Here is a 22,992-nt window from a genome sequence, read left to right as displayed (position 1 = left end):
GAACTTGTGTGGGAGCTGGCTTGCCTGCGATAGCATCACTGCGGTGCAACTGAAACACCGAGGTGCTTGCATCGCAGGCAAGCCAGCTCCCACACATGCCAGCTCCCACATTTGATCTGCGGCGGATTAGAGCGCGTGAAGATTTAGCCTTGTGGGCGACAGCATCGCCTCGGTCAAACCCACGCTGACAAGCGCCTCGGGCAACGGCTCGCCGCGGACCAGCGCCGCACTGGCCTGGCCCATGGCCGGCGAGGTCTGGATGCCGTAACCGCCTTGGGCTGCCACCCAGAAAAACCCTTCCACCTGCGGATCGAACCCGCACACTAAATCCCCATCACTGACAAAGCTGCGCAGCCCGGCCCAGGTGCGTGTCGGGCGGCGGATGGTGAGGGTGGTGGCGGCTTCGATGTGGTAGATGCCCATGGCGATGTCCAGTTCTTCGGGCTGTACGTCGTGGGGTTCGACCGGGTCGGCGTTGGCCGGTGAACCAAGGAACATGCCCGCGTCCGGCTTCATGTAGAACGAACCGTCCAGGGCCGCCAGCTCGGGCCAGGCATGAATATCCACGCCCGCTGGCGGCGCAAAGATGAAGGCACTGCGGCGCTTGGGTTGCAGGCCGATTTTGCGCACGCCGGCGAGCTCGGCAAGGGCGTCGGCCCAGGCCCCGGCGGCGTTGATCACCACGGGCGCGCTGAAGGGTTGGTGCGCCGTGCGTACTTGCCACACGCCCTGTTCATCGCGGTGCAAATGTTGCACATCGCTGTCGGTGTGGATTTCACCGCCGTTGCGCCGAATGCCACGCAGGTAGCCTTGGTAAAGCGCGTCGGTGTCGATGTCGCATACCGTTGGATCGCAGAAGGCGCCGTGGACTTTTTCCGGGCGCAGGATCGGCATCATGTTCATCGCGTCCTCCACGTCCAGCAGGCGGGTTTGCGGCACCAGTGCCTTGGCTTTCAGGAACTGGCGTTGCAGCTCTACCGGATCGCCGATCAGGTCCACCACGATTTCGCCACGGGGTGTCAGCAAGGGATGTTCGGTGAAACCAGCGGGCGGATGGTCGAAGAATGCGCGGCTGCCCAGGGTCAGGGCACGGACTTGCGGGGTGCCGTAGGCGGCGATGTACAGCGCGGCGGAGCGCCCGGTGGAGTGGTAACCCGGCATCGACTCGCGCTCCAGCACGATGACGCGCGCATGCTGCGACAGCCAGTAGCCGGCGGACGCCCCGGCAATGCCGCCGCCGATGATGATGAAGTCGGCGTGGTTCATGATCCCTCCTGGAATATTCACTTGAAAGCACCGCCAAACAAATGTGGGAGCGGGCTTGCTCGCGAATGCGGTGTATCAGTCGCCTGATATATTGACTGATGTACCGCATTCGCGAGCAAGCCCGCTCCCACATTTTTTACCGCATTCGAGCTTACGGGCGCTTGCGCTCCACGGCCCGCAGCAAGTGTGTCGGTGGCGTTTCACAGCTGATCTTGCGCCCCAGCAACGTCTCGATCGACGGCAACTGATACGAGTCATCTTCACCGGCAAAGCTGATCGACACACCGGCTGCGCCTGCACGCCCGGTACGCCCAATGCGGTGCACGTAGTCGTCCGGCACTTCCGGCAGGGTGAAGTTGATCACGTGGCTGATGCCGTCGATGTGAATCCCGCGACCGGCCACGTCGGTGGCCACCAGCACGCGAATCTTGCCTTCGCGGAAACCTTCCAGGGTCTTGATGCGTTTGTGCTGCGGCACGTCGCCCGACAGTTGCGCGGCGTTGACGCCATCGCGCACCAGGCGCTCTTCGATGCGGCGCACCTCGTCCTTGCGGTTGGCAAACACCATCACGCGTTCCCAACCATTGTCGTTGACCAGGTTATAGAGCAGCTTGTACTTGTCGGCACCGGCCACGGCGTAGATGTGTTGCTCAACGTTTTCGCTGGCGACGTTCAGCGCTTCGATCTCGACGATGGACGGGTCGGTGGTCCACTGCTTGGCGAGGTTCATCACGTCTTCGGTGAAGGTCGCGGAGAACAGCAGGGTCTGGCGCTCGTTTTTCGGCGGGGTCTGGCGAATGATCTGACGCACTTGCGGGATGAAACCCATGTCGAGCATGCGGTCGGCTTCGTCCAGCACCATCACTTCGACCATGTCCAGGTGCACGTCGCCACGCTGGTTGAAGTCGAGCAGGCGGCCCGGCGTTGCGACCAGGATGTCGCAATGGCGCGCTTCGAGGTGCTTGAGCTGTTTGTCGAAGTCCATGCCGCCCACGAACGTCATGACGTTGAGGCCGGTGTACTTGGTCAGGTCGGCGGCGTCCTTGGCGATCTGCACCACCAGCTCGCGGGTCGGGGCGATGATCAGTGCACGCGGCTCACCCATGTAGCGCTCTTTGGGCGGCGGGGTCTGTAGCAGCTGGGTGATGATCGAGATCAGGAACGCGGCGGTCTTGCCGGTACCGGTTTGGGCGCGGCCGATGGCGTCTTTGCCGGCGAGGGTGAAGCCCAGGACCTGCGCCTGGATCGGCGTGCAGTACGGAAAGCCCAGGTCCTGGATGGCGTGCATCAGCTCCGGGGCCAGTTTGAAATCGTGGAAGCGGGTTTTGCCTTCCTGGGGCTCGACGACGAAATCTTCGAGTTTCCACGCAATAACGGGCGGTTTTGGCGCGCGTTCACGGCGAGCTGCTTTCGGCGCAGGTGCTGGCGCTGGCGCAGCCTCGGCAGGAGTGGCCTGTTCAGGCGGTGTCACCGGCGGCTTTTTCTCGGAAGCGACAGGTGCGGTCCGGTCGGGCTGTTTACCGTCATTGCGGCTGCTGGCAGTAGGGACAGGAGCACTGGGAACAGGCGCGAGCGGCTCAGCCTCGCTTTTGCCGAACATCTTCTTAAGTGCTTTGAGCACGGTGATCTCATTAATTGGTTAAGGAATGTACGCCGGCCAGTGTAATGCAAGAATCGGGCGCGGCGTAGTGCGTCTGTCATGTGGCTACATAATGTGTGGTTTTCAGCCCAGGCGAGCGGTCAACCAGGCACCAATATCGCGTATCTCCTCGGGTAACACTTCGTGGCCCATTGGGTATTCCTGCCATGTCACGGTGACACCACGGGTCTTCAAATGCTCGTAGGCGCTGCGGCCCATGGCGTTCTGTACCACGTCATCGTACTGGCCGTGCAGGCACAGGGCGGGAATGCGCTGCTGGCTGGCGGACAATTGCAGCTCATCACCAAAGGTCGGGGCGTAGGTGGAGAGGGCGATCACGCCACCCAAGGGGCCCTGCCATTTAAGGAAAGCGGTGTGGAACACCACGGCGCCGCCTTGGGAAAAGCCGGCCAGGAAAATGCGCGAGGCGTCTATTCCGGTTCTCTTCTGGTCTTCCATCAAATCCGTGACGGTTTTGGCCGAGGTTTCCAGCTCTTCCAGGCTGATGGAGCGGGCCGGGCTCATGGCCTTGATGTCGTACCAGCTGGGCATTTCGTAGCCGCCGTTGATCGTCACCGGGCGGGTAGGCGCCTGGGGCAAAACGAAGCGGGTGGTGAGTAAAGTTTCCTGCAGCGCCTCGGCCACCGGCAAAAAGTCGTAGCGATCGGCACCCAGGCCATGCAACCAGATAACGCAGGCGTCTGCGGGCTTGGCGGGCTGAAGAATCAAGGGTTCGGTCATGTCTGCTCCATATATGTGCGTGCGCTCCGATTGGGTGCATCGGAACGGTGCGCAATGCGTTGATCTGTTAAGAGAATGTCGCAACGTTGAATCTTTTTATATTGACCATGGGCTGAAACGACTCAGCCAGCACTCTGGTACGGGGCTTGCTATGTGTAGGTCGATGTCAGAACTATCCCGGGACGGTAACACTATCAGTGACTGCCGCTTGTGGGATAGCAACTGGAATTACTGCGACAACTTCATGCCGCTTGACCTAAAAAAAGCCAACACAGGTCGATATCGCCTCATAAGGGTGCGCTGAGGTTCGAGCTCCGACACAACAAGAGCAAAACTGGAGGTTTGAATGAAGGTATTGAAATCCACCCTGGCCATCGTGTGTGCGGCGGCTGTACTGGGTGTCAGCGGTTTCGCCCAAGCTGGCGCCACTCTGGATGCCGTGCAGAAGAAAGGCTTCGTACAATGTGGCGTGAGTGACGGTCTGCCGGGCTTCTCGGTACCCGATGCCAGCGGCAAGATCCTGGGGATCGACGCTGACGTATGCCGCGCTGTAGCCGCTGCCGTTTTCGGCGACGCTACCAAGGTCAAATTCAGCCAGTTGAATGCCAAGGAGCGTTTCACCGCGCTTCAGTCCGGCGAAGTCGACATTCTGTCGCGTAACACCACCATGACCAGCTCCCGCGATGCCGGCATGGGCCTGAAATTCCCGGGCTTCATCACTTACTACGACGGCATCGGCTTCCTGGTAAACAACAAGCTGGGCGTGAAAAGTGCCAAGGAACTGGACGGTGCAACCATCTGCATCCAGGCCGGTACCACCACCGAGCTGAACGTTTCCGACTACTTCCGCGCCAACAACCTCAAGTACACCCCGATCACCTTCGACACCTCCGATGAAAGCGCCAAGTCGCTGGAATCCGGCCGTTGCGACGTGCTGACCTCCGACAAGTCCCAACTGTTTGCCCAGCGCAGCAAGCTGGCTTCGCCGAAGGACTACGTGGTTCTGCCGGAAACCATCTCCAAAGAACCTTTGGGCCCGGTCGTGCGTAACGGCGACGACGAGTGGCTGGCCATCGTGCGCTGGGTTGGCTATGCCATGCTCAACGCTGAAGAGGCCGGCATTACCTCCAAAAACGTTGAAGCTGAAGCCAAGTCCACCAAGAACCCGGACGTTGCCCGTCTGCTCGGTGCTGACGGCGAATACGGCAAAGACCTGAAAGTGAAGAAAGACTGGGTTGTACAGATCGTCAAGCAAGTCGGTAACTACGGTGAAATGTTCGAGCGCAACCTGGGCAAGAGCACTCCGCTGGAAATCGACCGTGGCCTGAACGCGCTGTGGAACAACGGCGGCATTCAATACGCACCCCCTGTGCGCTGATCGCTGATGGTTCTGTCACCCGGTGGGCCAACCGCCGGGTGATGTTCTGTTCCATTCTTTCCGGGGCACTTCATGCAAAATCAAATCGGCGCACCAAAGCAGAAGCTCAGCTTCAGCGACCCTAAAGTGCGTGCGTGGCTCTTCCAGATCATCACGATTGTGGCGGTGGTCTCGCTGGGCTGGTACCTCTTCAACAATACCCAGACCAACATGCAACACCGGGGCATTACCTCGGGTTTCGACTTTCTTGAGCGCAGTGCCGGGTTCGGCATCGCGCAGCATTTGATCGACTACACCGAATCGGACAGCTATGCCCGGGTCTTTGTGATCGGGTTGCTCAACACCTTGCTGGTGAGCTTTATCGGCGTAATCCTGGCGACAGTGCTCGGGTTCATCATTGGCGTGGCGCGGCTGTCGCCGAACTGGATGATCAACAAGCTGGCGACCGTGTATGTGGAGATATTCCGCAACATCCCGCCGCTGCTACAGATCCTGTTCTGGTATTTCGCGGTTTTCCTGACCATGCCGTTGCCGCGTAACAGCCATAACTTTAACGATACGTTCTTCATGAGCGCCCGGGGCCTTAATATGCCGGCCGCGCAGGCGGCTGAGGGTTTCTGGCCGTTTGTGGCCAGTATCGTGGTGGCCATCGTAGCGATCGTGCTGATGGCGCGTTGGGCCAACAAGCGCTTTGAAGCCACCGGTGTGCCGTTCCACAAGTTCTGGGCGGGCCTTGCGCTGTTCATCGTGATCCCGACGTTGTGTGCCTTGGTGTTCGGCGCGCCGTTGCACTGGGAAATGCCCAGGCTGCAGGGCTTCAACTTCGTCGGCGGGTGGGTATTGATCCCCGAACTGTTGGCGCTGACCCTGGCACTTACCGTTTACACGGCAGCCTTTATCTCCGAGATCGTTCGTTCAGGTATTCAGTCTGTGAGTCACGGCCAGACCGAAGCCGCGCGCTCCCTGGGCCTGCGCCCTGGGCCGACGCTGCGCAAGGTCATCATCCCGCAAGCCCTGCGGGTGATCATTCCGCCACTGACCAGCCAATACCTGAACCTGGTGAAAAACTCGTCGCTGGCCGCCGGTATCGGTTATCCGGAAATGGTTTCGCTGTTTGCCGGTACGGTGCTCAACCAAACCGGTCAGTCCATCGAAGTCATAGCCATCACCATGAGCGTGTACTTGTCGATCAGCATCAGTATTTCCCTGCTGATGAACTGGTACAACAAGCGCATTGCGCTGATCGAGCGGTGAGGAAACACACATGAGTTCTCATACTTTCAAACCTGATATGCCGCCGCCGAACAAGGTCTTCGGACCGATGGCCTGGATGCGCGCAAACCTGTTTTCCAGCTGGCTCAACACCCTGCTGACATTCCTGGCGATCTACTTGGTCTATCTGGTGGTGCCGCCGATTTTGCATTGGGCGATTCTGGACGCCAACTGGGTCGGCACCACGCGTGCCGATTGCACCAAGGAAGGCGCTTGCTGGGTGTTCATCCAGCAGCGCTTCGGGCAGTTCATGTACGGTTACTACCCCGTCGACCTGCGCTGGCGCGTGGACCTGACCGTGTGGCTGGCCATCGTGGGTGTGGCGCCGTTGTTCATCTCGCGTTTCAAACGCAAGGCGATCTACGGCCTGTGCTTCCTGGTGGTGTATCCGGTCGTCGCATTCTTCCTCTTGCACGGCGGTATCTTTGGCTTGACCAACGTGCCGGCCGACAAATGGGGCGGCCTGATGCTGACCCTGGTGATTGCCACCGTCGGCATCGCCGGGGCTTTGCCGCTGGGGATTGTGTTGGCGCTGGGGCGGCGTTCGAACATGCCGGCAATTCGCGTGATCTGCGTGACCTTCATCGAGTTCTGGCGCGGCGTGCCGTTGATCACGGTGCTGTTCATGTCCTCGGTGATGCTGCCGCTGTTCCTGCCTGAAGGCATGAATTTCGACAAGCTGCTGCGGGCCTTGATTGGCGTGATCCTGTTCCAGTCGGCCTACGTGGCTGAAGTGGTGCGCGGCGGCTTGCAGGCCATTCCCAAAGGTCAGTACGAAGCGGCTGCAGCGATGGGCCTGGGTTACTGGCGCAGCATGGGCCTGGTGATTCTGCCGCAAGCCCTGAAACTGGTGATCCCCGGCATCGTGAACACCTTTATTGCGCTGTTCAAAGACACGAGCCTCGTGATCATCATCGGCCTGTTCGACCTGCTCAACAGCGTCAAACAAGCCGCCGCCGACCCTAAATGGCTGGGCATGGCCACCGAAGGCTACGTGTTCGCCGCCCTGGTGTTCTGGATTTTCTGTTTTGGTATGTCGCGCTATTCCATTCATTTGGAACGCAAGCTCGACACAGGCCACAAGCGTTAGGAGTTGTTGTTATGAGCGAAGCAATCAAACAGCCTGTGAGCCCTGAAGGCATTATCCAGATGCAGGGCGTCAACAAGTGGTACGGCCAGTTCCACGTGTTGAAAGACATCAACCTCAACGTCAAGCAGGGCGAGCGTATCGTGCTGTGCGGCCCGTCGGGCTCGGGCAAGTCCACCACCATCCGCTGCCTCAACCGGCTGGAAGAACACCAGCAGGGCCGCATCGTGGTTGATGGTGTGGAACTGACCAACGACCTCAAGCAGATCGAAGCGATCCGCCGTGAGGTCGGCATGGTGTTCCAGCACTTCAACCTGTTCCCGCACCTGACCATCCTGCAGAACTGCACGCTGGCGCCGATGTGGGTGCGCAAGATGCCCAAGCGCAAGGCCGAAGAAATTGCCATGCACTACCTGGAACGCGTGCGCATTCCGGAGCAGGCCCACAAGTTTCCGGGGCAATTGTCCGGCGGCCAGCAACAGCGTGTGGCGATTGCCCGCGCACTGTGCATGAAGCCGAAAATCATGCTGTTCGACGAGCCGACCTCGGCACTCGACCCGGAAATGGTGAAGGAAGTACTCGACACCATGATCGGCCTCGCCGAAGACGGCATGACCATGTTGTGTGTGACCCACGAAATGGGCTTCGCCCGCACCGTGGCCAACCGCGTGATCTTCATGGACAAGGGCGAAATCGTTGAGCAGGCAGCGCCGAATGACTTCTTCGACAACCCGCAAAATGACCGGACCAAGTTGTTCTTGAGCCAGATTTTGCATTGATCGAGGGTTGAACAAACAAACCCGGCACTGTGCCGGGTTTGTTTTTTGGGGCTAGGACGCTTTGAGTGCTTCTGCGTCGTTGTTCACGGTGTAGGTGAAGGCGCCACGCATGTCAGCGCCTTCGGCTAAGACTTCTGCATCCGCCAGCAAATGCGGGTGACGATCCAATAACCGCATCAGTAATACCAGCGGCTTGGGGGGAAGAAGCTCGCCACGTTCGTAGCGAGAGAAGGCGTTGTGGCCGCCACCGGACAGCAATTTCACCGCCTCTTTTTGGGTAAGGTGCAATTTGCGGCGGATACGTTTCATCTCCGCGCCAATCATCTTTTGGGCAGCTATGACGAGCTCATCGCCTGCTTCTCCATACCGATCTGCACTATCGTTATTGGGATCCCAAAAACCGTCGCCGCATACGTGGCATTCCCAGCCGGAAAGGTTATCCACCCGACGCTCCATGCCTTTGACACTGATGGTTTCACTGCGACCCTCGAAATAATGCAATGCGTCGGGAGCCCCACAGATGTAGCAATCTTTTACTTTCATAGGTTCTTCTCCTTGAAGGAGATCACCGGAGGGTCACCGTCCGGGGAGTAAGTGACCTTGATGTAAATCTCCCTATCTCTTGAGTGCGTGTGATACACGTCCTGCCAAACTCGATGGTCCCTATGAGTGGTCATCGACTTGTACAACATCCAGTTTTGTAACTCATAGATGGCATCCTGCATCTCCTTGATACTGAAGTGGAGTTCCCTGCCGCACCGTTGTGCTGTCTGGGTAAACGCTCTCCTGCCAAGCCGTCTCACATCCGCCTTTATCACCGCCAAATCGTAATGAGGTGTGTACTTTTCCATAAGACACCTGAGTCCAATAATTACCCTCTAAGGGTAATTTTACCAATCAAAAATACTGCTCCTTTTCCTGCCTAAGAAACCTAGTGCGTTGCTCTTGTAGGCGCGTCCGAATAGGCTGTGGGACTTTTCAACCAGCTATCAGGGCAAACGCCCATCCCTCTGCCGGCAGTTATCCATGACCTCTGAAACCAAGCTCGAAGAACTGTTGATCGACGCCGAAGCCGACGACGAAGTGGTGCAACACCGCCCGCCGGTGGTGAGCCGTCCGTGGTTGCTGATCATGGGACTGGTCCTGGTGGCAATGAACCTGCGTCCGGCGTTGTCGAGCCTGTCGCCGTTGCTCAGTGAAGTGTCCGACAGCCTGGGGTTGTCGGCGGCCAAGGCCGGTTTGCTGACCACCTTGCCGGTGTTGTGCCTGGGCCTGTTCGCGCCGCTGGCGCCGATCCTCGCGCGGCGCTTTGGCGCCGAACGGGTGGTGCTGGGGATTTTGCTGACGCTGGCCGGCGGCATCATCCTGCGCAGCTCATTTGGCGAAGCCGGGCTATTCGCCGGCAGCCTGATCGCAGGTGCCAGCATTGGCATCATCGGCGTGCTGTTGCCAGGTATCGTCAAACGCGACTTTGCCAAGCAGGCCGGGACCATGACCGGCGTCTACACCATGGCGCTGTGCCTGGGCGCGGCATTGGCGGCCGGAGCCACGGTGCCGCTGAGTCACTACTTTGGTGACAGCTGGACCCTTGGCCTGGGCTTCTGGATCGTGCCGGCGCTGGTCGCGGCGCTGTTCTGGTTGCCGCAAGTCGGGCAGAAACACGGCGCTCATCAAGTCGCCTATCGGGTGAAAGGTTTGCTGCGCGATCCCTTGGCCTGGCAAGTGACCCTGTACATGGGCCTGCAATCCTCCCTGGCCTACATCGTGTTTGGCTGGGTGCCGTCGATCTTGATCAGTCGCGGGCTGAGCGCCACGGAAGCCGGGCTGGCGCTGTCCGGTTCGATCATTGTGCAACTGCTCAGCGCACTGACTGCTCCGTGGCTGGCTACGCGAGGCAAAGACCAACGCCTGGCCATTGTGGTGGTGATGCTGCTCACCCTCGGCGGGCTGTTTGGCTGTCTGTTTGCGCCGCTGGGAGGCTTGTGGGGCTGGGCGATTCTGCTGGGGTTGGGCCAGGGCGGTACGTTCAGCCTGGCACTGACGTTGATTGTGCTGCGCTCGCGTGACTCCCACGTGGCGGCCAACCTGTCGGGCATGGCCCAAGGCATCGGTTATACGCTGGCCTCATTGGGCCCGTTGGCGGTGGGTGTGCTGCATGACTGGACCGGTGGCTGGGGCGCCACCGGCTGGGTGTTCGGCGTGATCGGCCTGGGCGCGATCCTCGCCGGGTTAGGGGCTGGTCGTGCCCTGTACGTCGGGGTGACCAGCGAGAAGGTTTAGAGGTAGCGCACGGTCAGGGTGACCGAGCCGTCGATGGGCACTTCTTCGGTGAGGGTCAGGCCGCTGGTGGGGGCGATAACCGGGGTCAGGCTCATTCTGGCGGAAAATTCCTGAACAGGAATTGGCGTCAAGGTCCCGGTATTGGCCACCGAGGTGATTCGGTCCGGCCCGATGGAAAAATGTCGCTCCCAGGTTGTACCGCCATCCAGCGAGTCAATTGCCCTGCTGGCCACGCCATCAGCCATGACTTGCTCCAGAAAAACCGAGAGCGACCCGAGTTTTTCGTCGCCATTGATCAAGCCAAGGCCAAAGTAGACCGGCTCGCCCATGGCTTCTGAACCCGCCCGGTTGTCCCTGGGCTCGATGGCCATCAGTGTCGGTGCTTCGCAGGTCACGGTGACTTGTGTGAAGTGGTCGCTGAGGACGGTGTAGTCATTGACCTTCAAGTCTTTGGCCGCAATTTTGCCCACTTCAAACTGCCCGCCATTGCCCAGGCCGGGGGTACAAGCGCTTGGGGTAATCAGCCCGCGCACGCTCAGGTCGATGCTCGATGCCGCAAAACTATTGCCGGCGCCAGCGATCATCAGGGTGGCGATCAGGGTATTCAGGGACTTGCTCACAGTGTTGCTCCTATCTAGGGAAGTGGATCGTTCAGGGTGTTACAGGTACACAACTTCCAACGTGGCCGACCCGTCCATCGGCGTTTCCACGCTGAGGTCCAGGTTCTGCCGGGCGTTGATCGTGGCTTCCAGCTTCAGGGTGCTGGTCAGCGTCTGGATGGCCGAGGGGCCGGCGGTGCTGCCGACTACATCGGTAAAACCGAGCAGGCTGCGCGAGCCCACATCGATGGGGTTGAGGTTGGCAGTGCGCCAGGCCAGGCCGCCGGTGGTGGACTCGGTGCCGTACACCACAGCCAGGTCATCGACCACGGTTTGCCTGGGGTCGAAGCTCACCGAGTACACGCCGATCTTGTTGCCGCTGGTGTCCAGCCCCAGGCCGTAGAAAATCTCGCTGTTGACGTGGGCGGTGCCGTCGCGGTTGTCGCGCATGCGCAGGGCAAAGCGGCCCGGGGCGTTGCAGTTGACGGTCAGCGTCAGGTACTTGTGCGGCAGGCGTGTGCCATTGGTGAGGTTGAGGTCATTGCGCGAGATCTTGCCGAAGTCCACCAACCCGCCGCTGGACAGCAGCGGCGTACAGGCCATGGGCGTGATCAGGCCGGTGACAGCCAGGTCGACAGTGGAGGCGGCGTGCGCAGTGCCTGACAACAACGCCAAGGCAATCAGAAGGTGTTTCATGGGAAAGCTCCTAGAGGTAGTTGAGTTCAAGGGTGGCTGCGCCGTCGAGGCGCACTTCACTGCCCAGGTCCAGCGTGCCCAGCGGTGCGATCACTGCTTCCAGGCTGGTGGTGGCGCTGAGTTGTTGAATCGGCACGGGGCCGCTGGTGCTGCCGGTGTGGGTGCTGAAACCGAGATAACGGCTGGCGCCAATTGCCAGCGGGTTGGCGCTCGCGCTGCTCCACGGCAACGTGCCGGTGGGCGAGTCGGTGCGGTACAGCTGAAGGCCACTGTCGGCAGTGGCGCGCATCGGGTCGAAGATCAGCCGGTAGCGCCCGATTTTCTGTTGGCGGACGTCGAGCCCCAGGCCGTAGGTGGATTCATCGCCGGGGCCGGTGGCTGAGCCTTGGCGGTTGTCCTGCAGGCGCAGGGCGAAAACCGCGGGCGCGTCGCAGGCTACGTTGACCACCAGCGGTCGCGCGGGCAGGGTGGTTTCCTTGTCGATGTTCAGGTCCATGACCGACAATTTGCCGAACGCTACCGTGCCGCCGTTGGACAGGCTCGGCGTACAGGCTGCCGGAGCGAAGCGGGCTTGCAGGCGCAGTTCCCGCGAGCGCCCCGTGTTGATTGCGTCGAACACGCCGCTGGCGTCCCAGGTGACGGCATCACTGACGCGAGAGGCGTCTTGCCCGGCCCAGGCGCCGACTTCCAGTTGCAATGACAAACTGCGCCCGATGGCAGGCACCCCGGCACGCAGAGGCACGATGCCATGCTCCGGGCGCCAACGCAGGGCGGCCCCACTGCTCACCGCCGGTTGGCCGCTGCCGGGTAACAAGCCCAGTTCCACGGCCTGGCCGTCCAGCAGCGCATCGCTGGCCCGCAGGCTGTAGCTGCCACGCTGAGTAAATTGAAAGCGCTCACTGCCGGAAGCTAAACCGCGATAGAACACGCTCAGGTCTGTGGGCTCAGGGCACTTCAACGTCAGGCTCAAACGCCGTTCGCCCAACGGGTTTTCCACCGCCATCGCTTGCGTGACGGCCCGGTTCATCAGGCCGAAATCCACCGTGGTTTCGCTCAGGTTCAACTGGCAGTCATCCATGCCCCAGGCGTTAGTGCTCAGCAGCAGGCTGGCTGACAACAACGCAGGTTTCAGGCCCATGGTTAAGTTCCTCATGGTTGGCACCGCGCCGGTGCGGTTTCGAAATACACTTCGGGATCGCCACGCTCGGGCAGGTCGAAGTCCAGGCGGCAACGGGGTTGGCCGGGGGCGCTGACCCACAGCTCGCGACGGTCCAGCACGTCCGGCAAGAACACTTGGCTGCCTTCCTGTACCAGGGTCATGAACTCACCGTCGGCGGTGCTGACTGCTGCGCCTCGCGGCAACGGTTGGCCACTTGGCGTGGTGACGGTCAGCAGCGCACGGCGGGTGAGGGCCACGCCGAACTCGACTTTGTCCACCGCGCCGCGCCCGGCGGACAGCACCGCCAACCCATTGCTGATATCGGCATTGCGCGGCAGCGAGCGGGTTTGCACTTCCACCGGGCTGCGGCCGTAAGGGCTGAGCTGCGGCACCACGGCCTGGCCTTGCCAGTCGGTCCACACCGGGCCACTCGGGGTGCTGATCTTGATACCGGCCATGTCGCCCACCGACATCAGCGCAAAGGTTTCGCGCACCGGGTAGGGCGAAAAGGTCAGGCCGTCGCCGTGCAGCACCACACCTCCGCGCGCGCCGCCTTGATAACTGGAACGCTCCTGATTGTTGCGGGTGTAGTTGAAGTCCAACTGGCTGTAATACGGCAGCGCCGAGACGCCGATGGACGACTCCACTTCGCGGTCGCGGTTGTCGCGCTCCACGCCCAGCTGGTAACTCAGCTGGTCGTTGATTTGTTCGCTGACCCCGGCACCGATGCGGTGATCCCCTCCGGCATTGCGCGCCCAGGCGCGGCCGCGACGGTTCTCGCCCAAGGGCATGCTGATGTTCAGGTAAACGCTGTCGTCGCTTTGCTGGCGCCCGCCGACTTGCCACTCGGCACTGGCGGACACCGACACGCGACCGAAGCTGGTGCCCCACGACGCCAGCGCGCGGCTGCTGCTGTCACCGGTGAACGAGGACGAACGCGAAATACCGGCACTGAACGCGCCCAGCATCGGGTGCGACCATGACGCGGTGGCGCTTTGTTGGTCGCGGTAGCGGGACTGGCGTTGTTCGCGGGGCTCGGTGGTGTAGGTGGAATCGTCGAGGTCGCGATACCCCAGGGTGCGCCAGGAACCGGCGGTGGTGATTGCCCAGCGTTCCGTCAGGCGTTGCGACCACGACAGGTCGGTTTGTACGCCGCGCTCGTTGCCGTTGCGCGTGGCCTGGGCGAATTGGCTGGACACCTGGAACTGGCTGTCTTGCCAGGGTAGCCAGCCAAGGTTCGCGCCCACCGCGCGGTAGTCTTCGGCGCCCAGTACGCCAGCCCCCACGCTGACCTGCGGGTGCAGCGCGCCGCTCCAGCCGCCGCTGACCACCCACGGCTCGGCGCCTTCACCGGCACCGATCTTGCGCACGCGCCCGGCCGCGACCGAATAACCCGGCGCCGGCAACCCCAGGCCCAGCATGGCGGCCGGCACGGTAAAGCGCCGCTCTTCGCCGCTGGTTTCCTTGACCGTCACCTCCACGTCGGAGCGGCTGTTCAGGCGCCGCACGTCATTGAGGGAAAAGGGCCCGGCCGGCACCACGGTGGAATGAATCAGCGTGCCGTTCTGGCGGATCTCCACCTGGGCCGGGCTGTTGGCGATCCCGGTGATGGTCGCGCCCTGGTTCTGGTCTTGCAGCGCGGTTTCGGTGAGCACTTGGGCGCCGGTGATCTGCGCGCCCGCCAGCACCGGGTTGTAGAGGTTGATCTGCCCGGCCTGGAACACCGCCTGTTGCTCGGCGAAGGTGCGTTGGGCGTAGGCATCCAGGTGCGTGGTGCGTGACACCTTGTCTTGCCAGGTGCGGACCTGGCGGCTGCGCACAATCCAGTCGCCCGCATTGAAACCGACTTCGGTATTGGCCGAGCCGAAGCGGCTGTTGTCGTCGCCGTATTCGTTGTAGAGACCGCTCAGGTCATAGTTGAGCAGCCCGGCAAACCCACCGGTCTGGTAGCCGGACACGTCGCGCACGGCCGGGCGTAACGCCTCGGTCGGCACCACCAGCGACAGGCTCAGTGTGGCGGGGTCTTGCTCGATGACGGTTTGCGGGTAGGCATCCAGAAAAGCATGGCACTCGGCGGCGTCCGAGGGGACGCGAAGGTTTCCTGCGTCCAGCAATGCCTGGGTGAAACACAGCGCGCCCTGGCCGTTGAACAGCACATCGACGCGGCCACGTCGCTGGCCGTTCACGTTGAGGTTGAGGGCATGACGCCCTGCGGTGAAGCGCGGGGCCTCCAGCAACAGGTTGGCCAATTGCGGGTCAATGCCGCGCTGGGACAAGGTTTGCGGGTCGAACGAGCCAGCGCTTTCGTCGGCCAGGGTTTCACTCGCTGGCAGCGTGGTGCCCAGCGTCAACGCCAGGCTCGCCAGCAATCTGCGCGCCCGCAGCGATGAAACGCCAGGCACGGTTTCGCCGTCGCGATCAGTCATAACTGTGCTCACAAGTCGTACTCAAATAGTGGAGGCAGACCCGCGCCAATCCTTCGCGGCGGGAGAGCTCCCGGTGGCCTTCAATGGGAGGCCACTTCGTTATCAGGGCACCGGCACACGTCCCGCCGGCGCTGCGATCAAAGGGTGATCGGTGCTTCGTAAGGCGCGACCGCAAACCCGTAGACGGTGGCCGGTTGCAACTGCACGGTGCTGGCCTGAGCCTGGCTGGCGGCGACGCTCAAGGTCTCGCCGGGCAGCACGTAGGTGCGCGGTAGCAACGCCGAGCCTTTGCCGGGCAACAGAGTCAGCTCCTGGGCCAGGCGGACCACGTAGGGCGTCGGGTTGTTCACGCTCAATTGCTGGTCCTTCAGGCTCCAGACCAAGCCGGTCCAGGGCGTACGGTTCGGTGCGAGCCCTTTGGGGTGCAGAATCACCGGCAGATTTTGGCGCACCGTCACACCCACCCGCGCATGCCCGGCCTGAGCCTCCGCGCGGCCCTGGGGCATGCCTTCAAAGATCACCCGTTTCAATCGTTGGGTGGTCAGCGGTGCCGGTGATTGCAGGATGAAGCGAATCAGCTGGCTTTTGCCTGGCTCGACCCGTGTCAGCGGCGGCGTGACAAACAGCAGCGAAGCCGGGTCTTCGGGGATGTCTTCCAGCGTGACGTGCAGCAAGGCCAGTTTGGCGTCGGTGTTGGTCACCGACACCGAGGCTTCGCCATCCTCTTCATGAACGATCACCACGGAGGTGTCCGGCACCATGCCGTCGGCAAGCACCAGGGTGGGGCCCCACAGCGTCAGGGTCAGCGCGGCGAGGTACAGACAGGTGTAGCGAACCAGGTTGAACACCCGTGTAATTATTTTGGTAACGCAAGGGAAAGGGAACATGACTACAGGTACCTCAGGTCTAGCACGATGGAGCCGTCCAGCGGCACCTCTTGGTCGAGGGTCAGGTAGGCGGCGGCGTTGATCGATGTTTTGATTTCCAGCTTGGCGGTGAGCACGCTGTGCGGGTCCGGCACCAGGGTGCCGGGGTGTGCAAAGCCCATGTAGTTATCCGGGTAGGCGTTGGTTTCGGGGAACCAGGTCAGGCCCTTGTTGCTGGAGGCCAGCACGATGGCGCGCTGCCCGTCACCGACCGCTTCGCGGATGGCCAAAGCCACTGAGCCCAGGCGCTCGGCCGGGGCATGGACGTTGTTGCCCAGGCCGTAGTAAAAACCCGGCCCCACGGATGATTCGGCACGGTTGTCCACCCCCACCAGCACGAACAGCACCGGCTGGTTGCAGGCCACGCTCATGTCTAGCGTCCTGGCGGGCAGTTCGGTGAACTCGTACTGGTTGAGCGAGCGGGCCGGCACTCGCCCGTGATCGACAATGCCGCTGGGCGACAGGATCGGCGTGCAGGCGCTGGGGGTGATGCTGCCGGTCAACGTCACGTCGACCTTCGAGGCGCACAGCGCGGGGGGGGCGGTCAGGCAAAGACAGAGCGACATCAAGCGGCGTGAGAGCGTGTTCATGGTCTGTTGTTGAAACCGTGTTGAGGAACATCCGTGAGAACAGCGGTGGGCGCAGGGCAGTGCGCTGCGCCCGCTTTCCATTACAGGTACTTGACGGTCAGGGTTGCCGAGCCATCGATCGGTACTTCTTCGGTCAGGGTCAGGCTGCTGGCCGGAGCGATGAAGGGCGCGATGATCAGGTCGGTCACCAGTGACTGCACCGGGACCGGTGCGATGGTGGTGGTGTTGGCCACGGAGGTGATGCCGTTGTTGATCAGGAATATCAAGCGGGTCCAGGTCAGGCCGCCATCGCGGGAGACGATTGGGCCCAATTCAGTACCGTCACCGACCGGCGATTGCACGATCATCTGGAAGAAGCCGAGCTTCTCGCTGCTATTGACCAGCCCCAGGCCGAAGGCGCTGTCGTCTACTTCAGAAGCCGACCCCGCCCGGTTGTCCTTGGGCTCGATCGCCATCAGGGTGGCGGCATCGCAGGTCACGGCCAGTTGTAGTGTTTGCTCTGCCAGCCGGGTCATTTCGTCGGCCTTGAGGTCCTTGGCGGAAATCTTGCCGATCTCCACATTGCCGCCGCCGGAGAGGGTGGGCTCGCAGGCACTCGGGGTGATCAACCCGCGCACGGTCAAGTCCACGCTGGAGGCGGCGATGGCGCTGCCCGCTCCAGTGAGCAGCAGGGTGGTGAACAGGGCGTTGAGGGTTTTCATGGTGGTGCTCCTAGCTGGGGGGAATAAAAAACGGCTTACCAGTACTTCAGTTGCAACGTGGCCTGGCCGTCGATCGGCACTTCATCGAGCAGCGTCAGGTCGGTGGCGGGCACGATGATGGAGAACGCGCGCAAACGTGCGTTCAGGGTTTTCAGGGCGATGGGCGTGTTGGGACCGTCGAGGGCGGCAAACGAGGTCAGTGCCTCATGCCCCAGGTAGATCGATGCGGCCCAGCTGGCTCCGCCATTGCTCGACGTGATGACCTTGACCGGCTTTTCATCGGCCACCGGGTCGAACAGCGAAAACGCCACGCTGCCCAGTTTTTCTTTTTCCGGGGTCAGGCCCAGGCCGTGGTGCCGCGGGTTGATGGCGGACGTGCCTGCGCGGTTGTCCACGGTGGTCAGGGTAAAAAACGTTTCACCCTCGCACACGACTTCAAGGTGCATATCCGCCGGATTGAGCCTTGTGGGCGCTGTCGGCTGCAGATCCTTGGAGGTCATTTTGCCGTGGTCGATCACGCCGCCATTGGACAGTACGGGCGCGCAGGCGCTGGGCGTGATGCTCCCGGAGACATTCAAGTCGGTGCTGCTGGCCGCCAAAGCGGCGGGCGCAAAGGCTGCCAGCAGGAAGGCGAGGGTGGGTTTATCCATGGGCACAGGTCCTTGTGGGGATGGGTCAGAGGTCAAGGTGTTACAGGTAAATGAGGTCCAGCGTGGCTGAGCCGTCCAATGGCACTTCCTCGGTCAGGGTGAGGTTTCTGACAGGAGCGATTTCGGTGGCGATGCGCAGCTCGACCTTGACGTTGCGCAAAGCTTTGGGTGTGGGGGAATCGCCGAAGGCATTCAAGTAGGGATGCCCCATGTAGCTGCCCGAAGAATTCACCAGCCAGGTTTTGCCGTCGTCGAAGGAGAACAACGGGACGACGGGTTCGTCCGCCACCGGGTTGAATACGCCGATCTGATAGCCGCCCAGTTTTTCGTTGCCGTTGACCAGGCCAAGACCGTACAGGTGGTCCAGGGCGGAGAAGTAGGAGGACCCCAAACGGTTGTCCCTGCCGTTCAGCGCAAACAACGTGGCAGCTTCACAATCCACATTCAGTTCAAGTGTGACCGGTGGTAGCACAGTGGTGCCGGTGGGGGAGAGGTCCTTGGCCGCGATCTTGCCGTAATCCACTTGGCCGCCATCGCTCAGGCTGGGGTTACAGGCGCTCGGGGTAATGGCGCCTTTCAACGACACGTCCACTGAACTGGCGGCCTGGGCCACGGCGGCATGGGCGATCAACAACGCACCGGCCAGAGCGGCGAAACAGTCTTTCATCACAACGTAATTCCTATGCAAGGGCTACAGGGCAGAGTGGCGCGGTGAAGTTGCCCATGGTTTTGGAGTTGTTTTGGGCACGCGCCGCTTCAGGGAGAAGCGGGGAAGAATTTATCGGGGGCGTCTCGAGGGGGAAATACAACTAATACGAATGACAGGGTGGCAATGACAAAAGGGGCTTGTTTAATCAGAAAAACGTTATCTGGAAGGGCAAGGCGCAGTTGTCGTAGTTGTTGTATCGCTCTAAACCACTCGTTCGGATATTTTTCCTGATCTTTAATGGCATTTAGTCATTCATTTGAGTTCGATCAAGCCTGTTGATTCGAAAAACGAGTGAGCCGATAGCGCTCGTAGAGGGCACTATGCCGGGCTACTTTCCAGACCGAAATCCGCCCGGAGCATTGCGTGAAGCTCGGGTGCTCGTGGTAGACGACCATTACACCTACCGATTGCTGTTGGGCTCGCTGCTGGAAAAACTCGGCGTGGCTCACCTTTGTTGCAGCGATGGCCGGCAAGCGCTGCAGGCGTTGGCGGCCGAGCCGTTTGATTTGGTGCTCAGCGACTGCCGCATGCCGGTCATGGATGGTTACGCCCTGACCCGCGAACTGCGTCGCCGCGAGCAGGCCGAAGGCCGCCCGCCGATCACGGTGCTGGGCCTGAGCGCCAGCTTGGGGCCGGAGGGTATCCGCCAATGCGTGGCGTGCGGCATGGACGGCTGGTTGGTCAAACCCATCGGGCTTGCGCAATTGCGCAAGGTGCTGCGTTGCTGGTTGCCACAGTATTTCGCTGTTGCCGGCAAGTGTGGCAGCGGTATCCCGATACGCAACAGCGCGCTCCCGGGCCGCGCCAGCCTGATCGAGGCCTTTGGTTCCTGGGATGTCGTGGAACGGATGCTGGTGAGCCTGATCCGCGAGACCCATGCCGACCTTGCTGTGCTGGCTCACGCCCGGGCTACGCCGGACGCAAGAATGGTCACGCAGTGCCTGCATCGTCTGGTGGGCAGCATGGCATTTCTGGGTGACACCGGCCTGGAGGCGAGCACGATGGAGCTGATCAACGATGTGCATTCAACGGGGGTCGCCGTGAACCGCTCTGCGTTGGATGAGTTTCGCCAAGAGGTGGAGAGGTATCTGAATTATCTGACGCGTATTTGAAGGAATATAGCGGCTTGATATGTAGTACTTTTCCGTATGTTATTTCTCTTAATTTTGTAGGTTTTAGATGGTGCCCTTTAAATATGGGGTGATTAGTTGAAGAGTGATTTATTACCTGTTGTTGCAGAAACATGATCGCGGTATTTTGCCGATCTCAAATTGCCGTCATGGAAAAAACGATGATTCGCATCATTATTGCTGACGATCACCCTATTGTTCGTGTAGGTCAGAAAGTGGTGATCGAGGCCAATGGTAAATGCAAGGTAGTGGGCGAGGCCGATGGCCCGGATCAACTTCTGGAGTTGGTAGGCCGTATACCGTGTGACGTGATCGTGACTGATTTCGCCATGCCCGGAAATCATCAAGCCGACGGTTATGGGCTGTTGGGTTTATTGAATCGTAAGTACCCACAAGTGCCGGTGATCCTGGTGACCATGTTCGCCAATATTGCCACCTTGCGGGCGGCATTCAGCCATGGCGCGCGAGGGGTGATTGCCAAGAGTGCGTCCGCCCGGGAGCTGCCCAAGGCGTTGAAGACGGTCGTTCAGGGGCGCGAGTTTGTCAGTGAATGCCTGCGCGCGCAGCTCGATCAAGCCTGTGTGGCGCAACCGACCCAGGCACCGCAGCTGTCGGGCAAGGAGCAGGAAGTGGTGCGCATGCTCGCCAGCGGCATGACCGTGAGCCAGATTGCGGCACGGGTCAATCGCAGTATTTCCACGATCAGCAAGCAGAAGAGTACGGCGATGCATCGGTTGTGTATATCAACTGACGTGGACTTGTTTGCTTATGCGCGGGATGTCGGAATGGTGCCCTAGTTGTCGAGTAAGTGAGTTGTCGAGTAAGTGAGTTATCGAGCAAGTGGAGTTATTGAATTCTCCGTTGAGCGTTCGTTAGTCCTGGAGTCGCGTGAGAATGTCAGGAAAGTTATTGCAAGACACTATGAAATGCTATCGGCACCACGGTTTTCGATAAGCGCCTCTTGCTGATTTGCCGGGAAATCCCCATCAACGACAGCGCCACCTTGGACGTGGTGTATCTCTAACGTCACCCCGCTCATTTGTGCCGCAAATGGGCATGGCGTTGTGAGCCGCTGCAGACTATCGTGCAACCCGGATAACAATAGCGCCCGGAGCCTGCCCATGAGTGATGCCCACACCGCCCTGATCAACCGTTTCTACGAGGCCTTCCAGCGCCTGGACGCCGAAGCCATGGCCGCCTGCTACACCGACGATGTAGTGTTCAGCGACCCGGCTTTCGGTGAGCTGCGCGGGCGCGACGCTGGTGATATGTGGCGCATGCTCACTACCCGCGCCAAAGACTTCTCCCTGACCTTCGACCATGTACGTAGTGATGACGCCACAGGCAGCGCCCATTGGGTGGCGACGTACTTGTTCAGCGCCACTGGCAATACGGTGGTCAACGATATCGGCGCGCGGTTTGTGTTTCGCGACGGCAAGATCAGTGAACATCATGACCACTTCGACCTGTGGCGTTGGTCCCGGCAGGCCTTGGGCATCAAGGGCCTGTTGCTGGGCTGGTCGCCTGCGTTGAAGAACGCCGTACGCGCCCAGGCGCTCAAAGGCTTGAAGGCATTTCAGGCCAGTCGTTGATAAGATTGGCGCCCCTTTGCTGTGCCGAATTCCCCCGTGACCACGCCTGACCCCAAACCCTGGTTCGTCTACCTGGTGCGCGCCGCCAATGGCTCGCTGTATTGCGGCATCAGCAATGACCCGGTGCGCCGCTTTGCTTCTCACCAAAGCGGTAAGGGCGCACGGTTCTTCCTGTCCAGCCCCGCAGTGGCGCTGGTGTACACCGAGCAGTGCGCGAGCAAGGGCGAGGCACTGCGTCAGGAGCGGCTGATCAAGAAGCTGAAGAAGAGTGCCAAGGAGTGTCTGGCGGCGAGTGGCTCATCGATTTGACTGATGGGTTCCACGGCACCACTGAGTGGTTTTGCAGGCTAAGCTAGCGGCTCATTTCTTGAGCGGAGCCTGGCATGTCTGAGTTGATCCTCCACCACTACCCGCAATCCCCTTTCGCTGAAAAAGCCCGGCTTTTGCTGGGTTTCAAAGGGCTGTCCTGGCACTCGGTGCATATCCCGCCAATGCTGCCGAAACCTGATCTCACCGCACTGACCGGTGGCTATCGCAAAACGCCGGTGTTGCAGATTGGCGCGGATATCTATTGCGACACCGCGCTGATCGCCCGTCGTCTGGAACAGGAAAAAGCCACGCCGGCGCTGTTTCCCCTCGGCCAGGAAATGAATACCCAGGCGTTTGCCTTCTGGGCCGACAGCGTGGTGTTTCACCATGCCGTGAGCCTGGTGTTCCAGCCGGAATCGCTGGCCGTTCGCTTTGCGAAATTGCCACCGGAAATATTGCAGGCATTGGCCGCCGACCGCGTCGGGTTGTTCAGCGGCGGCACCGCGAGCAAAATTGTGCCTGAGCTGGCGCGGCATCAATGGCCGGCGCTCATGCTGCGCGTAGAGCAACAACTGCAGCACGAGCCGGGCGATTTCCTGTTTGGCGAGCCGTCGATTGCCGACTTTGCTCTGGCTCACCCGCTGTGGTTTCTCAAAGGCTCGCCGGTGACCGCACCGCTGGTAGACGAGTACCCGGCGGCATCAGCCTGGCTGGGCCGGGTGTTGGGCTTTGGCCATGGCACCGCCAGTGAAATGAGTGCCGAACAGGCGTTGAACATTGCGCGCAATGCCACGCCGGCGCCTCTGCCGGATGAGGTCTTCGTCGACCCGAATGGCTTCAAGGCCGGTCAGCCGGTCACTGTCAGTGCGACGGATTACGGTGTCGATCCGATCGCCGGCGAGTTGCTGTTCGCCGGGCGCGAAGAACTGATCCTGCGCCGTAGTGGCGAACGCAGCGGCACGGTTCACGTGCATTTCCCACGCTTCGGTTTCCGTATTCAGGCGCAATAAATAAATTATTTTCAAAAAGAGGTGAGGTAAATCCACCGCCCAACCGTGTAGTG

24 protein-coding genes are annotated in these 22,992 nt (G+C 60.9%); 10 read left to right on the top strand and 14 right to left on the bottom strand.

Annotated elements, in window-relative coordinates:
• Positions 1-126: 126 nt before the first annotated feature.
• From AB4P94_RS01075 to AB4P94_RS01065, 3 genes are all read right to left on the bottom strand, one after another.
• Positions 127-1,266, bottom strand: coding sequence for an NAD(P)/FAD-dependent oxidoreductase (locus AB4P94_RS01075; RefSeq protein ID WP_395609051.1), 1,140 nt, complete (start codon positions 1,264-1,266; stop codon positions 127-129).
• 151 nt (positions 1,267-1,417) lie between these two features.
• Positions 1,418-2,893, bottom strand: coding sequence for an ATP-dependent RNA helicase RhlB (gene rhlB, locus AB4P94_RS01070; protein WP_395611411.1), 1,476 nt, complete (start codon positions 2,891-2,893; stop codon positions 1,418-1,420).
• 96 nt (positions 2,894-2,989) lie between these two features.
• Positions 2,990-3,646: an alpha/beta hydrolase gene (locus AB4P94_RS01065; RefSeq protein WP_395609050.1), complete on the bottom strand. Its 657-nt coding sequence runs from the start codon at positions 3,644-3,646 to the stop codon at positions 2,990-2,992.
• A gap of 346 nt (positions 3,647-3,992) precedes the next feature.
• On the opposite strand from AB4P94_RS01065, the gene AB4P94_RS01060 reads away from it, so the two are divergent.
• The 4 genes from AB4P94_RS01060 (at position 3,993) to AB4P94_RS01045 (ending at position 8,162) form a co-directional block, all read left to right on the top strand.
• Positions 3,993-5,024: an amino acid ABC transporter substrate-binding protein gene (locus tag AB4P94_RS01060; protein ID WP_016974565.1), complete on the top strand. Its 1,032-nt coding sequence runs from the start codon at positions 3,993-3,995 to the stop codon at positions 5,022-5,024.
• A gap of 72 nt (positions 5,025-5,096) precedes the next feature.
• Entirely contained in the window at positions 5,097-6,278 is a 1,182-nt protein-coding gene (locus AB4P94_RS01055; RefSeq protein WP_395609049.1) for an amino acid ABC transporter permease, read from the top strand.
• Positions 6,279-6,288: 10 nt separating this feature from the next.
• Complete coding sequence (locus tag AB4P94_RS01050) at positions 6,289-7,386, top strand: amino acid ABC transporter permease (protein ID WP_200430875.1); 1,098 nt, start codon at positions 6,289-6,291, stop codon at positions 7,384-7,386.
• A gap of 11 nt (positions 7,387-7,397) precedes the next feature.
• On the top strand, positions 7,398-8,162 hold the full coding sequence (locus AB4P94_RS01045) for an amino acid ABC transporter ATP-binding protein (protein WP_003171943.1): 765 nt from the start codon (positions 7,398-7,400) through the stop codon (positions 8,160-8,162).
• Positions 8,163-8,213: 51 nt separating this feature from the next.
• On the opposite strand, the gene AB4P94_RS01040 is transcribed toward AB4P94_RS01045, so the two are convergent.
• Both AB4P94_RS01040 and AB4P94_RS01035 read right to left on the bottom strand, forming a co-directional pair.
• Positions 8,214-8,705, bottom strand: coding sequence for a type II toxin-antitoxin system MqsA family antitoxin (locus tag AB4P94_RS01040; RefSeq protein ID WP_395609048.1), 492 nt, complete (start codon positions 8,703-8,705; stop codon positions 8,214-8,216).
• Positions 8,702-9,013 carry a type II toxin-antitoxin system MqsR family toxin gene (locus AB4P94_RS01035; RefSeq protein WP_395609047.1) on the bottom strand — a complete coding sequence of 104 codons (312 nt, stop codon included), beginning with the start codon at positions 9,011-9,013 and terminating at the stop codon, positions 8,702-8,704. The genes AB4P94_RS01040 and AB4P94_RS01035 overlap by 4 nt, the downstream gene beginning before the upstream one ends.
• 175 nt (positions 9,014-9,188) lie before the next feature.
• Here AB4P94_RS01035 and AB4P94_RS01030 point away from each other — a divergent pair, with 175 nt between their 5' ends.
• Positions 9,189-10,442 (top strand): CynX/NimT family MFS transporter, encoded by a 1,254-nt coding sequence (locus AB4P94_RS01030; RefSeq protein ID WP_395609046.1) that lies wholly within the window; start codon positions 9,189-9,191, stop codon positions 10,440-10,442.
• Here the strand turns inward: AB4P94_RS01030 and AB4P94_RS01025 are convergent.
• The 9 genes from AB4P94_RS01025 to AB4P94_RS00985 all read right to left on the bottom strand — a co-directional run bounded on the left by AB4P94_RS01025 (position 10,439) and on the right by AB4P94_RS00985 (position 18,856).
• Positions 10,439-11,062 carry a DUF1120 domain-containing protein gene (locus AB4P94_RS01025; protein WP_395609045.1) on the bottom strand — a complete coding sequence of 208 codons (624 nt, stop codon included), beginning with the start codon at positions 11,060-11,062 and terminating at the stop codon, positions 10,439-10,441. The genes AB4P94_RS01030 and AB4P94_RS01025 overlap by 4 nt on opposite strands.
• A gap of 39 nt (positions 11,063-11,101) precedes the next feature.
• Positions 11,102-11,737, bottom strand: a complete 636-nt coding sequence (locus AB4P94_RS01020) for a DUF1120 domain-containing protein (RefSeq protein ID WP_395609044.1) — start codon at positions 11,735-11,737, stop codon at positions 11,102-11,104.
• Positions 11,738-11,747: 10 nt separating this feature from the next.
• Positions 11,748-12,875 (bottom strand): DUF1120 domain-containing protein, encoded by a 1,128-nt coding sequence (locus AB4P94_RS01015; protein WP_395609043.1) that lies wholly within the window; start codon positions 12,873-12,875, stop codon positions 11,748-11,750.
• A gap of 11 nt (positions 12,876-12,886) precedes the next feature.
• On the bottom strand, positions 12,887-15,322 hold the full coding sequence (locus AB4P94_RS01010; protein WP_395609042.1) for a fimbria/pilus outer membrane usher protein: 2,436 nt from the start codon (positions 15,320-15,322) through the stop codon (positions 12,887-12,889).
• A gap of 137 nt (positions 15,323-15,459) precedes the next feature.
• Positions 15,460-16,170: a fimbria/pilus chaperone family protein gene (locus AB4P94_RS01005; protein WP_395609041.1), complete on the bottom strand. Its 711-nt coding sequence runs from the start codon at positions 16,168-16,170 to the stop codon at positions 15,460-15,462.
• Between the two features lie 41 nt (positions 16,171-16,211).
• On the bottom strand, positions 16,212-16,838 hold the full coding sequence (locus tag AB4P94_RS01000; RefSeq protein WP_395609040.1) for a DUF1120 domain-containing protein: 627 nt from the start codon (positions 16,836-16,838) through the stop codon (positions 16,212-16,214).
• An 80-nt stretch (positions 16,839-16,918) separates the two neighbouring features.
• The gene (locus AB4P94_RS00995; RefSeq protein WP_395609039.1) at positions 16,919-17,539 is read right to left on the bottom strand and encodes a DUF1120 domain-containing protein; all 621 of its coding nucleotides are present in this window, start codon (positions 17,537-17,539) and stop codon (positions 16,919-16,921) included.
• Between the two features lie 35 nt (positions 17,540-17,574).
• Complete coding sequence (locus tag AB4P94_RS00990; RefSeq protein WP_395609038.1) at positions 17,575-18,189, bottom strand: DUF1120 domain-containing protein; 615 nt, start codon at positions 18,187-18,189, stop codon at positions 17,575-17,577.
• Positions 18,190-18,229: 40 nt separating this feature from the next.
• Positions 18,230-18,856 (bottom strand): DUF1120 domain-containing protein, encoded by a 627-nt coding sequence (locus AB4P94_RS00985; RefSeq protein WP_395609037.1) that lies wholly within the window; start codon positions 18,854-18,856, stop codon positions 18,230-18,232.
• Positions 18,857-19,272: 416 nt separating this feature from the next.
• Here AB4P94_RS00985 and AB4P94_RS00980 point away from each other — a divergent pair, with 416 nt between their 5' ends.
• The 5 genes from AB4P94_RS00980 (at position 19,273) to AB4P94_RS00960 (ending at position 22,939) form a co-directional block, all read left to right on the top strand.
• Positions 19,273-20,010 carry a response regulator gene (locus AB4P94_RS00980; protein ID WP_395609036.1) on the top strand — a complete coding sequence of 246 codons (738 nt, stop codon included), beginning with the start codon at positions 19,273-19,275 and terminating at the stop codon, positions 20,008-20,010.
• Positions 20,011-20,189: 179 nt separating this feature from the next.
• Entirely contained in the window at positions 20,190-20,825 is a 636-nt protein-coding gene (locus AB4P94_RS00975) for a response regulator (protein WP_395611410.1), read from the top strand.
• Positions 20,826-21,149: 324 nt separating this feature from the next.
• A complete protein-coding gene (locus AB4P94_RS00970) occupies positions 21,150-21,620 on the top strand; it encodes a nuclear transport factor 2 family protein (RefSeq protein WP_395609035.1) in 471 nt (156 codons plus the stop codon).
• 36 nt (positions 21,621-21,656) lie between these two features.
• Positions 21,657-21,929, top strand: coding sequence for a GIY-YIG nuclease family protein (locus AB4P94_RS00965; RefSeq protein WP_395609034.1), 273 nt, complete (start codon positions 21,657-21,659; stop codon positions 21,927-21,929).
• A gap of 74 nt (positions 21,930-22,003) precedes the next feature.
• Complete coding sequence (locus tag AB4P94_RS00960; RefSeq protein ID WP_395609033.1) at positions 22,004-22,939, top strand: glutathione S-transferase family protein; 936 nt, start codon at positions 22,004-22,006, stop codon at positions 22,937-22,939.
• Positions 22,940-22,992 lie beyond the last annotated feature (53 nt).

Source organism: Pseudomonas sp. B22129 (genome assembly GCF_044218875.1).
In the GTDB taxonomy this organism is placed as follows: domain Bacteria; phylum Pseudomonadota; class Gammaproteobacteria; order Pseudomonadales; family Pseudomonadaceae; genus Aquipseudomonas.
This window is presented reverse-complemented; position numbering and strand designations above follow the sequence as displayed.

Coding starts and splice junctions, on each gene's coding strand:
- AB4P94_RS01075 (WP_395609051.1), bottom strand. CDS start 1,266: ATGAACCACGCCGACTTCATCATCATCGGCGGCGGCATTGCCGGGGCG.
- AB4P94_RS01065 (WP_395609050.1), bottom strand. CDS start 3,646: ATGACCGAACCCTTGATTCTTCAGCCCGCCAAGCCCGCAGACGCCTGC.
- AB4P94_RS01060 (WP_016974565.1), top strand. CDS start 3,993: ATGAAGGTATTGAAATCCACCCTGGCCATCGTGTGTGCGGCGGCTGTA.
- AB4P94_RS01055 (WP_395609049.1), top strand. CDS start 5,097: ATGCAAAATCAAATCGGCGCACCAAAGCAGAAGCTCAGCTTCAGCGAC.
- AB4P94_RS01050 (WP_200430875.1), top strand. CDS start 6,289: ATGAGTTCTCATACTTTCAAACCTGATATGCCGCCGCCGAACAAGGTC.
- AB4P94_RS01045 (WP_003171943.1), top strand. CDS start 7,398: ATGAGCGAAGCAATCAAACAGCCTGTGAGCCCTGAAGGCATTATCCAG.
- AB4P94_RS01040 (WP_395609048.1), bottom strand. CDS start 8,705: ATGAAAGTAAAAGATTGCTACATCTGTGGGGCTCCCGACGCATTGCAT.
- AB4P94_RS01035 (WP_395609047.1), bottom strand. CDS start 9,013: ATGGAAAAGTACACACCTCATTACGATTTGGCGGTGATAAAGGCGGAT.
- AB4P94_RS01030 (WP_395609046.1), top strand. CDS start 9,189: ATGACCTCTGAAACCAAGCTCGAAGAACTGTTGATCGACGCCGAAGCC.
- AB4P94_RS01020 (WP_395609044.1), bottom strand. CDS start 11,737: ATGAAACACCTTCTGATTGCCTTGGCGTTGTTGTCAGGCACTGCGCAC.
- AB4P94_RS01015 (WP_395609043.1), bottom strand. CDS start 12,875: ATGGGCCTGAAACCTGCGTTGTTGTCAGCCAGCCTGCTGCTGAGCACT.
- AB4P94_RS01010 (WP_395609042.1), bottom strand. CDS start 15,322: ATGACTGATCGCGACGGCGAAACCGTGCCTGGCGTTTCATCGCTGCGG.
- AB4P94_RS01000 (WP_395609040.1), bottom strand. CDS start 16,838: ATGAACACGCTCTCACGCCGCTTGATGTCGCTCTGTCTTTGCCTGACC.
- AB4P94_RS00995 (WP_395609039.1), bottom strand. CDS start 17,539: ATGAAAACCCTCAACGCCCTGTTCACCACCCTGCTGCTCACTGGAGCG.
- AB4P94_RS00990 (WP_395609038.1), bottom strand. CDS start 18,189: ATGGATAAACCCACCCTCGCCTTCCTGCTGGCAGCCTTTGCGCCCGCC.
- AB4P94_RS00985 (WP_395609037.1), bottom strand. CDS start 18,856: ATGAAAGACTGTTTCGCCGCTCTGGCCGGTGCGTTGTTGATCGCCCAT.
- AB4P94_RS00975 (WP_395611410.1), top strand. CDS start 20,190: ATGATTCGCATCATTATTGCTGACGATCACCCTATTGTTCGTGTAGGT.
- AB4P94_RS00970 (WP_395609035.1), top strand. CDS start 21,150: ATGAGTGATGCCCACACCGCCCTGATCAACCGTTTCTACGAGGCCTTC.
- AB4P94_RS00960 (WP_395609033.1), top strand. CDS start 22,004: ATGTCTGAGTTGATCCTCCACCACTACCCGCAATCCCCTTTCGCTGAA.